Genomic DNA, 14671 nt, shown 5'->3' with positions numbered 1-14671 from the left:
AGATCACCCGCGGGCGCTGGTATCCGTGGAGCCGCGGACCACCAAGGTGCCGTTGAGCGTGAGCTGCGCAACGGCTATTTCTTCACCCTCCATGAGCCGGCGCAATTGCTTCCCGGCCATGCGCCCCATCTCCATGGCCGGCAGGTGCACGGTTGTCAGGCCCGGATTTGAGGTTGCCGAATATGGCAGGTCGTCAAAGCCCGTAACCGCCAGTTCAACCGGCACCGCCACCCCCACAACCCGGGCTTCCTGCAGGACCCCGTAGGCGTGAGTGTCGGTGGCGCAGACCACGGCGGACACACCTTTTTCAAGCCACTCTGGCCAGCCTTGGGCAAAAGCAAGCGCAGCGGCACCCACGTCGATCGTGCTGGTACCGGTTGCCACCACGTCAATGCCAAGCCCTGCCGCGTGCTGGCAGAAGGCTTCACGGCGGACGCGGAACGTCTCGGTTCCCGTGGCGCTGTCCAGGTAGGCAACCTTGCGGTGCCCCTGCTGCGCAAGATGGTCGGCCAGCATGCGGGATCCGCTGGCCACGTCAAAGTTCACCGACGGGGCCACGCTTTCTATGCCCGCCGTGTCCAGGAGCACCATGGGACCTGTTGACCGTAGTTCCGCCAGGAAGCGTGCGCTGGGGGCTTCAACGAGCAAACCCGCCGGGCGCAGGGCAAGCAGGTTCTTGACGTCCTCGGGTTCCGGCGTCTGCCCGGCCTCCGTCACGGAGAGTAGCAGCTGGTATTCGTCGCCAACGGCATCCCGAATGCCGGCGATGACCTTGGCGTAGAAGGGGTTGGAGACATCCGGGGCAACCAAGATCACAATGTTGCTGCGCCCCTTGGCCAGGGAACTGCCCAGACTGTCCACAACGTAGCCCAGCTCATCAACGGCAGCGGCCACCTTGGCAATGTTTTCCTTCGATACCCGGCCTGCCGTCTTGCCGCTGGTCACGAGGGAGACGGTGGCGGCTGAGACCCCGGCCCGGGTAGCGACCATGGCCGCCGTGACTCGGGTGGAGGCAGCGCTGCGGGATGGGGGTGTTGTTGCCGATTGCATGCAACGATCGTATAGCCGCCGATCGCACTTTGCCGGAACCGCAACACGTCAAGCGCTTGACGTGAATCACGTTAAGCGCTTGACGTTGATGTGAATTCAATGTCACACTTACTCTTGCGCACAGCTCCGGGCTTTCCGGAACGGTCCCCCAACGACGTGGAGAAATAGTGAACACGGAAGTACAACCCGCCCCGGCAGCCACAGATCCCCGCAAGATCATCCTTGACTGCGATCCCGGCCATGACGACGCCGTAGCCCTGCTCCTGGCCCATGGCAACCCCAACATTGAGCTGCTTGCCGTGACCACAGTGGTGGGCAACCAGACCCTGGAAAAGGTCACCCGCAACGCCTTGAGCGTTGGCACCATTGCAGGCATCACGGGAGTCCCCTTCGCCGCAGGTTGCGACCGCCCCCTGGTGCGGACCATTGAAAACGCTCCGGACATCCACGGCGAGAGCGGCATGGACGGCCCCGACCAGCCCGAGTCCACCATTGAGTTGGACCCCCGCCACGCCGTCGACCTCATCATTGAGCTCATCATGGCCCACGAGCCCGGCACCATCACCCTGGTCCCCACGGCCGGGCTGACCAACATCGCCATGGCGGCCCGCAAGGAACCGCGCATCGTGGAGCGTGTGAAGGAAGTTGTCCTCATGGGCGGCGGCTACCACGTGGGCAACTGGAGCCCCGTGGCCGAGTTCAACATTAAGATCGACCCCGAAGCCGCCCACATCGTGTTCAACGAGACGTGGCCCGTAGTCATGGTGGGGCTCGATCTGACCCACCAGGCATTGGCAACCCCGGAAGTGTGCGCGGCCATCGACGCTGTTGGCACCAAGCCGGCCAAGTTCGTCATGGAACTCATGGAGTTCTTCACCAAGACGTACAAGGACGCCCAGGGGTTCGACTACCCGCCCGTCCATGACCCGTGCGCCGTCGCCTACGTCATTGACCCCACTGTCATGACCACTCAAAAGGTCCCCGTGGACATTGAGCTCACTGGCACCCTGACACTCGGCATGACGGTGGCCGACTTCCGCGCCCCTGCGCCGGCGGACTGCAACACCTCTGTTGCCATCAAGTTGGATCATGAAAAGTTCTGGAACATGGTCACCGACGCACTGGTACGCATTGGCGAGGTTGACGCATGAGCACCACAGCAGCCAAAACCGGGATGCTGAGCAAGCCCGGTAATATCACCGCGTTGATGGTTGCGTTGCTGACAGCTTGTGTGGCCTTCCAGCTCAACGCCTCCATGCTCAGCCCCGCCCTGGTCACCATGGGCGAGGAATTGAACGCCAGCCAGGCCGCCATTGGCCTGTCCCAGACCTGGTTCTTCACCGCAGCCGCCGTCTTTTCGCTATTTCTGCCGCGCCTGAGTGACATCATCGGGCGCAAAAAGGTCCTCATCGGCATGATGGTCATGATGGGCGTCGGTTCCATCATTTCCGCCATGGCCCCGGACATCACCTGGCTCTTCATTGGCCGCATCATCCAGGGCGTCAGCGGCCCCACGGTTCCGTTGTGCCTGATCATGCTGCGCTCCGCAGTGAAGGACCCCAAAAAGTACGGCGCCCTGATGGGCCTGGTGACGGCCGTTAACGGCGGTATTGCCGGCATTGACTCGTTTGTGGGCGGCTACTTTGCCGAGCACTTCGGCTTCCGCAGCATCTTCTGGCTCATGGTGGTCATCGCCGCGATTGCCGTGGTTTTGATTGCTGTTCTGGCCGGGGAATCCAAGCCCGGTGAGGGTACCAAGATGGACTGGCTGGGCGTGTTCTTCATTGTTCTGGCCGTCGGCGCCCTGCTGACAGCCCTGAATGAGGCTAGCAAGCTCATTGGCGGCGTAACCACCGTCCCGCTCGTCACCTCGTTGGCCTTGGCCTTGGTCTCCGTGGTCTCGTTCATGGCCTTCTGGAAAGTCGAAAAGGTGTCCTCGCACCCCATGGTTGAGACGGTGCACCTGCGCCAGCGCTCCACCTGGGCACCCCTGCTGACAACCACCCTGACCATGACGGGCATCTTCGCCGTCATCAACGGCATTGTGCCGGCTTTTGTCCAGGCCGCGGACCCCGGATTTGGCATTGGTGCAACACAGATGAGCCTGCTCATCCTGACCCCGTACGCCCTGCTGGGCTGGCTCTTCGGCCCCATCACGGGCCGCCTGGCCCCGGTCATCGGCTACACCAAGATGCTGCGAATCGGCCTGCTGGGCAGCATTGTGGCCCTGGCCATCATCGGCTTCCTTGGCTTGCACAGCCTGCCCATGATGATCGTTGGCACCGTCTTGCTCGGCATCATGTACGCCGGTACCGTGAACATTATGCTCAACGGTCTTGGCGTGGTGCTCTCCCCCGAAGGTAACCCCGGATTCCTGCCCGGCATGAACGCCGGCGCATTCAACCTGGGTGCTGGCCTGAGCTTCCTGATCCTGCCGGCCGTACTGGTGGCCACTTCCTCACTGGGCGGCCACGGCTCCTACCTGACGGTGGTTGTTGTTGCGCTGGCCATCACGGCCGCAGCATTCGCCGCCTCGCTGCTGGTGCCCAAGCCCGTTGATGCCGAGGTGGCCGCATGACCACCTCCAGGATTGTTGTGGCCGGTTCACTCAACGCCGACCTGACCATCTACTGCGAACGGCTCCCCTCCCCTGGCGAGACCCTGCACGGCAACGGCTTTGCCGTGAACCCGGGCGGCAAGAGCGCCAACCAGGCTGTCTCCGCCGCCAAGCTGGGCGGCAACGTCATGCTGCTGGGCGCCGTGGGTCAGGACCCCAATGGCGACATGCTGGTGGCTTCCACCGCGGGTGCCGGCGTTGACGTCAGTCATGTTCGGCGTGTTGCCGAGCCCACAGGCGTTGCCGTCATCTCGGTGGAGGACAGCGGCGAGAATTCCATCATCATCAATGCCGGCGCCAACGGCACCCTTTCCCCGGCCGATATGTCGGCTGCCTTGTTTTCCGGGGCAGGTGTGGTCTGCCTGTGCCTTGAGGTCTCCTTGGACACCGTGCAGGCCGCCGCCCAGGCCGGGCACGACGCCGGAGCAACAGTCCTGCTGAACCTCTCGCCTTACGCTCCGGTCACCGATGAGCTGGCGCGCTTGACGGACGTCCTACTGGTCAACGCCCATGAAGCATCGCAGTTCCTGGATGGCTTCCCCATGCCGGCGCAGGACGCCCCAGTGGACGAGTGGGCAGGAGCGGTGGCGAAGTTTGCCGGCCGCGGCCTGCACAAGGTACTGGTGACGTTGGGTGCCGGCGGCTCGGTGGTGTTGGATTCCACCAACGCGGCCCAGCCCGTGGTTCGCATTGCGCCCACAGTTGTTGACGCCGTGGACACCACGGGTGCCGGCGACGCCTTCACCGGCGGCGTTGCTGCCCGCTTGGCTGCTGGCGACACCCTGGTTGATGCGGCGCAGTACGCCTCCGTGGCGGCGGCCTTGGCCGCCACCAAGAAGGGCACGCAAACTGCATACCCAACAGTGGCCGAAGTGGCAGCCAGGCTCTAGCCACCTCGGCACGAATCGCCTGCCGAACGTACAGTTGATGCCGATGTTGCACTGGAACATCGGCATCAACTGTACGTTCGGCAGGCGAAAGCTGCGGTTAGCCCAGGGGGATGTTGTCTATCAGCCGGACTGGACCCACCTTGGCCGCTATGAGCGCCAGCGCCCGGTCGGTGAACGGGGTCTCCTGACAGTTCTCCGCCCGCACCGCCAGGGTCACAGGGTCCACCACTTCCAGGTAGTCCAGTTCCACGCGCGGCGCGCTTTTCACCAAGTCCCGTGCGGAGGCGATGTCGAGCGGCTCGTGCGCATCTGCACGCTGTTGCAGCAGCCGCAGGGCCCTGGAGAGGACCAGTGCTGATTCGCGCTCCTCATCCGACAGGAAACGGTTCCGGCTGGACAGAGCCAACCCGTCGGCGCTGCGCACGGTGGGCACGCCCACGATGTCCACGGGAAAGTTCAAGTCTGAGACCATTTTGCGCACCAGGGCCAACTGCTGGGCGTCCTTCTGACCAAAGTATGCCCTGTAGGTGCTGCGCCCGCTGGCGCCCGGCGCCGCCAATCCCGCATCCGGCAGGCCCAGGTGCAGCAATTTGGCCACCACCGTCAAGGCGCCGTCAAAATGGCCGGGCCGCGAGGCGCCCTCATACAATTCGCCCATGGCCCCGGCGCTCACCCTGATGAGGGGCTCCCCGTGGGGGTACATTTCCTCCACCGACGGCGCAAACATGAAGTCCACGCCAGCCTGATCCAGCAACTCAAGATCTGCCTGCGTGGTCCGTGGGTACCTGGCCAAATCCGTGGCATCGCCAAATTGCAGCGGATTCACAAACACGGTGGCTATCACCACGTCGTTTTCCGCCACGGCCGTTGTGGCCAGTTCCGCATGGCCGGAGTGCAGCGCCCCCATGGTGGGCACCAGGCCCAGGGCGCCGCCCCTGCCGGCCGTGCGCTGGGCCAAAAGTTCCGCCGCGGCTGCCTTGAGCCCGGCAATGGAGGTAATAAGAGTGGTGCTCATGAAGATCGCTTTCGAAATCGAGGTGGGTCTCAGCTGGGGGTGCCGGATTCGCCGTCGTCGGAGTTCAACGCGGCCTGGACACCAAGATACGCCTCAGCGGAGAGCAGACGGCGCTTGGCCGCCCGGGCGGCCGTGGCGGCGGACATGGCCAGGTACGCGTCCAGGACGTCAGTTGCGGCGGTGTCCAGGGCGTGCTCGCGCAGGGCCGCCGAATGTGCGGCAACTGTGCCAACGTCGCCGCGGGCAACGGGCCCCGTCAGGGCCGACTCCCCGCTGGTCAGTGCGTTTTCCAAGGCGGCACGCAGCAGCGGGCCCAGCACCTGGTTGGGGGCGGCCACGCCAATGTCGCCCAAAATTTGCGCGGCCTGCGCCACCAGGGTGACCATGTGGTTTGCCGAGTGCGCCAACGCCGCGTGGTACAGGACCCTGTCCGCCTCCGCAATGACCACCGGCTCGGCCCCCATCTCCACCACCAGGGCCTGGGCGATGGGCAACATGGCAGGATCCGCCGTCACGCCGAAGCTGCAATCGCCCAGACGCGCCAAATCCAGGGTCATGCCAGTAAACGTCATGGCCGGATGCAGCGCCAGCGCAATACCGCCAGCAGCCTTGACGGGCGCCAGGACGCCGGTGCCAAAGCGGCCGGAAGTGTGAGCCACCAGCTGCCCCACCTGCCAGGCACCCATGGCGCCGAGGCCGCTGACAAGCTCCGGCAGCGCATCATCCGGGACAGCCAGCAGCACCAGCTCGGCCCGCTCCACAATGTCCTGGATCTCCAGCACGGGCACACCGGGCAGCAACAGTTCGGCACGCTCCTTCGAGGCCTCGGACACGGCCGACACCCCAATCACGGCATGCCCGGCCGCGCGCAGGGCATGGCCAAGGACGGCCCCCACTTTCCCGGCGCCAATGATTCCGATGCCTAGCCGGCCGGGCTTAATCGCCACGTTGTTGCTCCTTGGAAATAGTTTGTTGTTGGGGTTCCGGCGTTTCCTCGGACGGATTTTCCCCCGGCACGGACGACGGCGCCAGCCACCGGTCGCTGCTGTGGATGCGCCGGGCCGTGGCTGCGCGGGCGGCTTGTTCATCAAAGAGCTGCCGGCCGGCGGCCAGGGCCATGTGGTGCACCACGGGCCGGATGGGTCCAACCGTGGAGTGGAGTTCGAAGTCCACCAATCCGAGCGCGGCCATGAGCGGTCCCTGCGCAAGGACCAGGGACTGGGTGCGCTCGTGCGGGACAACCTGTAGCCTGCGGAAGAAGAGCCCGTGGCGGCACAGCAGCGCCGTTTCGGTGGCCCGGAAGGCGTTGTACCGCCAAGCGAGGGGGTCAATCCACCGTGCCGACCGTGGCGAGTGCACAAACCCTTGGGTGTTGCCGGGACCGCGCAGTCCTGCGGCAAACACCTCGAAGGGGTTCTCCACCCCGGGGTCGGAGAACACCAATGCCAGGACGGCCATGACCTCATCGAGGGTTCCTGCCGGCAGCATGACGGTGCGGGAGCCGCCTTCGCTGACGTCCGAACCGTAGCCGGCCACGTTGACGTGCACCCGGTACCAGCCGAAGGGCCGCCAGATGGGGCCCTGGCTGATGCCCACCGCCTGCACGCGGCCGGGCGGGATGGTCTGCGCGCGGGTTTCCAGCATGCCGTAGTGCAGCCGCACCCCATCCGGGGAAACAGCCACCCGGAAGTTGAAATCACCCGTGATGGTTTTCCAATACTGGGCGCCAATGCCAATGCCAATCGGGATGGCGGCGACCAGAACGCCCGGATTGCCAGTCCATTCGAGCGCAACGATGCTCGCCACCACCACCAAGAGGGCAAAAACCGTTGTACTGGAGAATATTGCCGCCCCGATGATCCGGCCGGGTTTCAGGGCCAGGATGAAAGTTTCCGGCGCTTCCTGAATGTGCGTCGGCGCCTGCGGGTCAATGACCACACCCGCTGCCCGGGCAAGGATGGCAGCCCGCAGCCGCTTGGCCTCCGCCAGCTTGAGGAAGGAGAGCTTCATGGCCGACTTCCCGCCGTCGGCCACTTCAAACTTCAGCTCGGCCAGCCCGAAGGCCCGCGCCACCAGCGGCTGCACCACATCGATGGCCTGGACCCTGTCAATCCGGGCACGCCGTTGCTGGCGGAAGACCACCCCGGAATTGATGTGGACGTGCTCGTCGGTGACCTGGTACCGGGTGAAGCGCCATTGCAGGAAAAAGCTCACCCCGAAAATGACGACGGCGGCGCCCACCACCGCGAGCACGAACACCGCCGGCGCTCCTCCGGAACCCCGTTCCGAATTGCCAAGGCTGCTGGAAAACAAGGTCTCTAGCGAGTTGCGCCCGAAGATGAAAAGCACCGCCACCACGGCAACCCAGCCGCGCACCAGAGGCGACACAGGGTGCACCCGGTGCCACGATTCGGGGTCATCGGTGGTGAAGGGCTGCTCGCTCACAAGTTGATCGCTCACAAGCCGGCCAGTTTCGCCTCACCGCGGGCAGAAAGCTGTTCCCGCAACCGTGCAGCCTCGCCCGCTGGCAGGCCATTGATGAGGGCGTTGGTGCCCGGGGAGGCTGTGTGGAGGTGGATGGTGCTCAGGCCAAGCATGCGTTCCAACGGCCCCATGGTGACATCCACGTATTGCATGCGGCCGTAGGGGACCACCATGACGCGATGGAACATGATACCGCTGCGGATCAGCAGGTCCTCGTTGCGTTCGGCGTAGCCAATGGCGCGCACCTGGCGCGGGATCAGGAACATTTCCCAAACCATGGAAATGGCCACCACTGCTGGCAGGCCCCACGCCAACCAGGCCGGATACCCGCCCCACACGCCCGTCAGCCGCAGTACTAGTGGCACCGAGGTCAGGGCCAGCATGATCAGGCCAACGATTCCGCGCTCAATGAACCTGGCTGTGACAAGTTTCTCGGAAACGCGCAGGAATTCCACGCCCGCCGGGTCAATGGCGCTGGTGTGTTTCTTAGGCAAATTCTTCCTCCCCGCGGCCTTCACGCTTGGTGCGCGGCTTCACTGGTGGTTCGGTGTCTTCAGGCGGCAACTTGCAAAAACGCTCCACAATCACGCCAATGACCACCATCACCAGGGCCCCGGCCATGAGGGCAACCATTTGCCAAATCACGCCAAGGTCAATGCGCATGGAGATGGTGGGCAGCTGGTCCATCAAAATTCCCGTGTGCCAGCCGAACAGCACGGCTCCGGCGTAGGCGCAGGCCTGTGCCAGCACCACCGTCCGGGCGGCCATGAGCGGGTCAAGGGCCTTCTCCCTGTTGCCGTCACGCCAGCGGCGCACCTTCAGGCCGAGGATCAAACAGACAATCACAATCAGTCCCATGGTGATGAGTGAGCTCAGCGGCAGGACCGGCAGGGACAGGCTGGCTCGGGAGGTGAGTTCCGTGGCCACGAAACCTAGGACTGCCAGGACAATGCTGATGGCCACTAGCCATGCAGGCCTGATGGTCCGCATTGTGCTTCTCATGGTTGCCTCACCGATTCGCGTTGGAACTACTCATTTAACCGTACTGGTTTTTTGCCCGTTTGGACTTGCTGCGTCCGCCTATTCTTGGCAGCGCAGCCTCGGGTGCCGCCGGCGCTGCCTAGGATTCTTGTGCCACGGGCGTGTGGAGAACATGGGCAATGCCTGCCATGTCCGGGGCGTCCGCTGCCAGCTGCGCCACCGATTGCCCGGCTAAGGTTGCCGTGGGATCCATGAGCGACCACGGATACAGCACAAAGGCCCGCCCGGCCGCGCGGGGATGCGGCAGCGTCAGGACGGGGTCATCGCTGGTTTGATCGCCGTAGAGAATGATGTCCACATCCAGGGTCCGGGCCCCCCACCGCACCTCACGGGTCCGGTGATGGGCCAGTTCCACGGCCTGGCAGTGGGCCAACAATTCGTACGGCTCCAGGGTGGTGTCAACGGCTATGACCATGTTCAGGAAGTCCGGTTGCCCCGCGGGCCCGCCAACCGCCTGAGTGGTCACCACGGGTGAGACGTTGTGCAGCCGCATTTCGGGGCGGTCCACCAGATCCCCGACGGCGCTCTGCAGTGTTCCTGCCCGCTCACCCAGGTTGCTCCCCAGCGCCAAGATGGCCCGCGTCAGCGGACGGGGGCTACTCATGCCCGGCCCTCGTTGGCGGCTTGGAGCTGTTGGCGGCTGCGGAAAACTGTGATGCTGACATCCCCAAAGGGCACCTGGATGGGGGCCTTTGGCTTGTGGATTGTCACTTCGACGGCGTCAACTTGCGTGAAGTCGGCCAGGATCTTCTCCGCTGTCCGAACGCTGAGCGTCTCGATCAAGTCAAAGGCTTCGCCGGTGACCATGGCTACGATGGTCTCCGCCACTGCACCGTAGTCGGCGGTCTTGGCCAGGTCATCCGTTGCCGCTGCTGCTGAGACGTCCATGTGCAGCACCACATCGGTGATGAACGGCTGGCCGTCGCGTTTTTCATGCTCAAACACGCCGTGGTAGCCGATGGCTGTGACGCTTGTCAGGGTGATGGTGTCGGAGCGGTTCACTGCAAACCCGCATCCGTAAGCTGCGCAGCTTCCAACCGTGCTGCCCGGCTGCGCTTGCCAGCCATAAGCCGCGCGGCGACCTTGGCAGCGTCAAGGCTTGCGCCGACGTCGTGCACGCGAACACCCCAAACACCCTGAGCCGCGGCCAGGGCGGTGGTGGCGGATGTGGCGTCGTCACGCTCCTTCGGCGCAGCAGCCTTGCCGGCACTGGTCAACAGCGAGCCAAGGAAACGCTTGCGGGAGGTGCCCAACAGGACCTTGTTGCCCATGCCGGCAACAACGTCCAGATTGGCCAGCAACTCCCAGTTTTGTTCGGCCGTCTTGGAGAAGCCGATGCCCGGATCAAGGATGATGTTCTCGGGCGTGACGCCCGCGGCGTAGAACTTTTCGCGGACAGCGCCCAGTTCCGCCACCACCTCGGCAACAACATCTGCATACTGGGTCAACGAGTCCATGGAGCGTGAATCCCCGCGGCTGTGCATCAAGACATAGGGCACCTGGCGCTCGGCAATCAGGGCGATCATGTCCGGGTGAACATGCGAGCCGGACACGTCATTGATTAGCCCGGCGCCGGCGTCCAAGGCCAGGGCAGCCGTGGCGGCGTGGCGGGTGTCAACACTCACTAGGGCGCCGGCCTTGGCCAGTGTTGAAATAACGGGCAGGATCCGGCGCTGCTCCTCAAGCTCAGCAACGTCCTGGGCACCCGGGCGGGTGGACTCGCCGCCGACGTCGATGATGTCGGCACCGCCGTAGAACATCCGCAACCCGTGGGCAATGGCAGTCTCGGTGGAGTTGTACTCCCCGCCGTCGCTGAAGGAGTCGGGGGTGCAATTCAAGATCCCCATGACCACCGCGCGGTCCTTGGGCAAGGCGGCAAAGCTCGCCACCGATTTGCGGGCCCGGAGGACGGGCAGGGGGGATGTGGCAGGGCCCGTTCCGGGCCCGGCTGCGAGGGAATCCATGGTGTGGGTGTTACCTTCCGAGAATCAGGCTCATGGCTTCGGCCCGGGTTGCGGGCTCGTGAAGCGAACCGCGGACAGCACTGGTGACTGTCTTGGCTCCTGGTTTACGCACGCCACGCATGGACATGCACATGTGTTCACACTCGATGACCACTATGGCGCCGCGTGGTTTGAGGTGTTCAACCAGTGCGTCGGCAATTTGGGTGGTGAGGCGTTCCTGAACCTGCGGCCGTTTGGCGTATATGTCAACCAGCCGGGCCAGCTTGCTCAGGCCCGTCACGCGGCCATCGTCGCCCGGGATGTAGCCCACGTGGGCGCTGCCGTGGAACGGCACCAGGTGGTGTTCACAGGTGGAATAGAACGGGATGTCTTTCACCAGCACCATTTCCTGGTGCGCAATGTCAAAGGTGGTGCCCAGGATCTCGGCGGCGTCGCCGTGGAGCCCGGAGAACACTTCTGCATACGCCTTGGCCACGCGTTTGGGGGTGTCAATCAGGCCGCTGCGCTCAGGGTCTTCCCCAATGGCCAGCAGGATTTCACGGACAGCAGCCTCAATGCGCGGCAAATCCACCGGGTTATTGTCCCCCGCAAGGGCGGCGCCAGAGGAACCGCCCTGCGTGGAATCTACATCGTCGTCGTAATCAGTCACGGATGTGATCCTATCGCCGATTACGGCTGCTCCGGCAGCAGGGGTGTCTCTCCCTTGCCCAGATCGATGCCCGGGGTTGCCTTCGGGGCGTCGATTGCACCGTCAAGGTGGGCGCTGGCGAGTTGGTCCTGTGGGGATACACTCTCCGGAGCCGCTTCTCCTGCGGCTAGGGCCTCGCGGCGCTCCTTGTCGGTGGTGACGGGGGGCAGCGTGGAGACCGGACGGGTTTCCTTGGACAGCCAGACCTGACGCGGGGCGGGTTTGCGCAGATCCGTGAAGATCTCGGCAATCTCGGCCTGATTCAAGGTCTCGCGTTCCAGCAGCTCAAGGGCCAAGCGGTCCAGCACGTCACGGTTCATGATCAAGGCCTCATAGGCATCGTCATGGGCCTGATCAATGAGCTTGCGAATTTCCTCATCAACCATTGAGGCAACGGCTTCGGAGTAGTCGCGGTCGTGCCCGGCGCTGGCGCCAAGGAACGGCTCGCCCCCTGCGGCACCGAGCTTCACTGCGCCGATGCGCTCGCTCATGCCGTATTGGGTCACCATGGCACGGGCGGTACCGGTGGCCTTTTCAATGTCATTCGAGGCGCCCGTGGAAGGATCGTGGAACACGATTTCCTCGGCGACGCGGCCACCCATGGCGTACGCCATCTGGTCCAGCAACTCGTTGCGGGTGATGGAGTACTTGTCATCCTCGGGCACCACCATGGTGTAGCCCAGGGCGCGGCCGCGGGGCAGGATGGTGATCTTGGTGACCGGCGCCGTGTTGTGCATGGCCGCCGCAACCAGTGCGTGGCCACCTTCGTGGTACGCGGTGATTTTGCGTTCCAGTTCCTTCATGACGCGGGTGCGCTTCTGCGGGCCGGCCATGACGCGGTCAATGGACTCATCCAAGGCACGGTCATCAATGAGTTGCGCGTTGGAGCGGGCAGTCAGCAGGGCTGCCTCGTTGAGAACGTTGGCCAGGTCAGCACCGGTGTATCCGGGCGTCTTCTTGGCGACGGCGTTCAGGTCAACGCCGGGCGCCATGGGCTTTCCCTTGGAGTGCACCCTCAGGATCTGCTCACGGCCCAGGCGGTCCGGGGCTTCCACGGGAATCTGGCGGTCAAAACGACCCGGACGCAGCAGGGCGGGGTCCAGGACGTCGGGCCGGTTGGTGGCGGCGATCAGGATGACGTTGGTTTTGACGTCAAAGCCGTCCATTTCCACGAGCAGCTGGTTGAGGGTCTGCTCGCGTTCGTCGTTGCCGCCGCCAATGCCGGCACCACGGTGACGGCCAACGGCGTCGATCTCGTCAACAAAAATGATGGCCGGGGAGTTCGCCTTCGCCTGCTCGAACAGGTCGCGGACACGAGAGGCACCCACGCCCACAAACATTTCCACAAAGTCAGAACCGGAGATGGAGTAGAACGGCACGCCAGCCTCGCCGGCGACGGCACGGGCCAGCAGGGTCTTGCCGGTTCCGGGAGGGCCGTACAGCAGCACGCCCTTGGGGATCTTGGCGCCCACGGCAGTGAATTTGGCGGGGTTCTGCAGGAAATCCTTGATTTCGTGGAGTTCCTCCACGGCTTCGTCGGCTCCGGCAACGTCGCTGAAGGTGACCTGCGGGTGGTCCTTGGTGAGCAGTTTGGCCTTGGACTTGCCAAATTGCATGACCTTGGAGCCGCCGCCCTGCATGCGGGAGAACAAGAACCAGAAGATGAGGCCAATGAGGACAAATGGAATCAGCAGGGAAAGCATGCTTGACCAGAAGTTATTCGACGCCGGCTGGTCATCAAACTTGCCCAGATTGGCGTCGTCGATGGCATCCACCATGGTGGTTGCTCGGTAGCTGCCGTAGTAGAACTGGACGTTCTTGCCGGCTTTTTGGCCGTCGGCCGTTGTGTAGTCGTCCTTGAGGATCATGTCCACACGGCCCTCGGAGCCAAACACCTTGGCCGAGGCAACCTTGTCAGTTGAGAGCAGGTTCAGGCCCTCGGAAGTGCCGATGCGGCTGGTTCCCGTACCGGTCAACGTGAGAAGGCCCGCTCCGATGAGCACGACCACCACAATGATCCAAACAAACGGACCTTTGAAGAGTTTCTTGACTTTCATGTGTTCGAGGCTACGCCTCGTCCCTCCCGCTCAACCAATTCATACCTTGATGGGGTGCGCCGACACATCCCCAAGTAATAGCTTTACACCGTTCGCATTGCTACACGCGCGGGAATGGCATTTAGTTCCCTGAGGGCATAAAGATTTCAGCCAAAATGACGCGGCGGCCTGACCCGGCGCGCCCGCCCAAATGAAAAATGCCGCCGTTCCCGCTTTTTGCCGCCGGTATATCGGTGGCAAAAAGCGGGAACGGCGGCAGAAATCAGTGGGGCGCGTTTTACTCGTAAACGTGCGGCGCCAGGGTGCCGATGAAGTCCAGGTTACGGTACCGTTCGGCGAAGTCCAGGCCGTAGCCCACAACGAATTCGTTGGGGATCTCGTAGCCAACGTATTTGACGTCGATTTCAACCTTGGCCGCTGCGGGCTTGCGCAGCAGGGTGCAGATTTCCACCGAGGCCGGGCCGCGGGACATCAGGTTGGCGCGCAGCCAGGACAGGGTCAGGCCCGAGTCGATGATGTCCTCAACGATCAGCACGTGCTTGCCCATGAGGTCGGTTTCGAGGTCCTTCAGGATCCGCACAACGCCCGATGACTGGGTGCCGGAACCGTAGGAGGACACTGCCATCCAGTCCATGGTGACGTGGCTGTGCAGCGCACGGGAAAGGTCAGCCATGATCATGACAGCACCCTTGAGCACACCGACAAGGAGGACATCGCGGCCCTGGTAGTCTGCATCAATCTGCGCGGCCAGTTCGGCTACACGCGTTTGGATTTGTTCCTTGGTATAAAGAACATGCTTAAGATCGGCTTGGACGTCTTGTGAATCCACCCAGGGCTCCTGATTGTGAAGGTCGTGGTACTGGTC

15 protein-coding genes are annotated in these 14671 nt (G+C 63.6%); 3 read left to right on the top strand and 12 right to left on the bottom strand.

What is annotated here, in order from left to right:
• Positions 1-3 precede the first annotated feature (3 nt).
• Positions 4-1050, bottom strand: coding sequence for a LacI family DNA-binding transcriptional regulator (locus tag ACX80Q_RS06475; protein ID WP_459329708.1), 1047 nt, complete (start codon positions 1048-1050; stop codon positions 4-6).
• A gap of 167 nt (positions 1051-1217) precedes the next feature.
• On the opposite strand from ACX80Q_RS06475, the gene uriH reads away from it, so the two are divergent.
• The 3 genes from uriH to ACX80Q_RS06460 are packed head-to-tail and all read left to right on the top strand — an operon-like array spanning position 1218 to position 4557.
• The gene (gene uriH, locus ACX80Q_RS06470) at positions 1218-2201 is read left to right on the top strand and encodes a uridine-preferring nucleoside hydrolase UriH (RefSeq protein ID WP_459329707.1); all 984 of its coding nucleotides are present in this window, start codon (positions 1218-1220) and stop codon (positions 2199-2201) included.
• The gene (gene uriT / locus ACX80Q_RS06465; protein WP_459329706.1) at positions 2198-3628 is read left to right on the top strand and encodes a uridine transporter UriT; all 1431 of its coding nucleotides are present in this window, start codon (positions 2198-2200) and stop codon (positions 3626-3628) included. Before uriH ends, uriT begins: the two co-directional genes overlap by 4 nt.
• A complete protein-coding gene (locus tag ACX80Q_RS06460; RefSeq protein ID WP_459329705.1) occupies positions 3625-4557 on the top strand; it encodes a ribokinase in 933 nt (310 codons plus the stop codon). Before uriT ends, ACX80Q_RS06460 begins: the two co-directional genes overlap by 4 nt.
• A 97-nt stretch (positions 4558-4654) precedes the next feature.
• Here the strand turns inward: ACX80Q_RS06460 and panC are convergent, their stop codons facing one another.
• The 11 genes from panC to hpt all read right to left on the bottom strand — a co-directional run bounded on the left by panC (position 4655) and on the right by hpt (position 14635).
• Positions 4655-5572, bottom strand: a complete 918-nt coding sequence (gene panC / locus ACX80Q_RS06455) for a pantoate--beta-alanine ligase (protein ID WP_459329704.1) — start codon at positions 5570-5572, stop codon at positions 4655-4657.
• A gap of 29 nt (positions 5573-5601) precedes the next feature.
• Positions 5602-6519 (bottom strand): Rossmann-like and DUF2520 domain-containing protein, encoded by a 918-nt coding sequence (locus ACX80Q_RS06450; RefSeq protein ID WP_459329703.1) that lies wholly within the window; start codon positions 6517-6519, stop codon positions 5602-5604.
• A complete protein-coding gene (locus ACX80Q_RS06445; RefSeq protein ID WP_459329702.1) occupies positions 6509-8032 on the bottom strand; it encodes a PH domain-containing protein in 1524 nt (507 codons plus the stop codon). The genes ACX80Q_RS06450 and ACX80Q_RS06445 overlap by 11 nt, the downstream gene beginning before the upstream one ends.
• Complete coding sequence (locus tag ACX80Q_RS06440; RefSeq protein WP_459329701.1) at positions 8029-8550, bottom strand: PH domain-containing protein; 522 nt, start codon at positions 8548-8550, stop codon at positions 8029-8031. Before ACX80Q_RS06440 ends, ACX80Q_RS06445 begins: the two co-directional genes overlap by 4 nt.
• Positions 8543-9058: a DUF3180 domain-containing protein gene (locus tag ACX80Q_RS06435; protein ID WP_459329700.1), complete on the bottom strand. Its 516-nt coding sequence runs from the start codon at positions 9056-9058 to the stop codon at positions 8543-8545. Before ACX80Q_RS06435 ends, ACX80Q_RS06440 begins: the two co-directional genes overlap by 8 nt.
• Positions 9059-9176: 118 nt before the next feature.
• Positions 9177-9701, bottom strand: coding sequence for a 2-amino-4-hydroxy-6-hydroxymethyldihydropteridine diphosphokinase (gene folK / locus ACX80Q_RS06430; protein ID WP_459329699.1), 525 nt, complete (start codon positions 9699-9701; stop codon positions 9177-9179).
• The gene (folB, locus tag ACX80Q_RS06425; RefSeq protein WP_459329698.1) at positions 9698-10099 is read right to left on the bottom strand and encodes a dihydroneopterin aldolase; all 402 of its coding nucleotides are present in this window, start codon (positions 10097-10099) and stop codon (positions 9698-9700) included. The genes folK and folB overlap by 4 nt, the downstream gene beginning before the upstream one ends.
• Entirely contained in the window at positions 10096-11061 is a 966-nt protein-coding gene (gene folP / locus ACX80Q_RS06420) for a dihydropteroate synthase (protein WP_459329697.1), read from the bottom strand. Before folP ends, folB begins: the two co-directional genes overlap by 4 nt.
• Positions 11062-11071: 10 nt before the next feature.
• A complete protein-coding gene (gene folE, locus ACX80Q_RS06415) occupies positions 11072-11710 on the bottom strand; it encodes a GTP cyclohydrolase I FolE (RefSeq protein WP_459329696.1) in 639 nt (212 codons plus the stop codon).
• A gap of 20 nt (positions 11711-11730) precedes the next feature.
• Complete coding sequence (ftsH, locus tag ACX80Q_RS06410) at positions 11731-13806, bottom strand: ATP-dependent zinc metalloprotease FtsH (protein WP_459329695.1); 2076 nt, start codon at positions 13804-13806, stop codon at positions 11731-11733.
• A 277-nt stretch (positions 13807-14083) separates the two neighbouring features.
• Positions 14084-14635 (bottom strand): hypoxanthine phosphoribosyltransferase, encoded by a 552-nt coding sequence (gene hpt / locus ACX80Q_RS06405; RefSeq protein WP_103465255.1) that lies wholly within the window; start codon positions 14633-14635, stop codon positions 14084-14086.
• Positions 14636-14671 lie beyond the last annotated feature (36 nt).

The organism is Arthrobacter sp. HLT1-20 (assembly GCF_054510895.1).
This window is presented reverse-complemented; position numbering and strand designations above follow the sequence as displayed.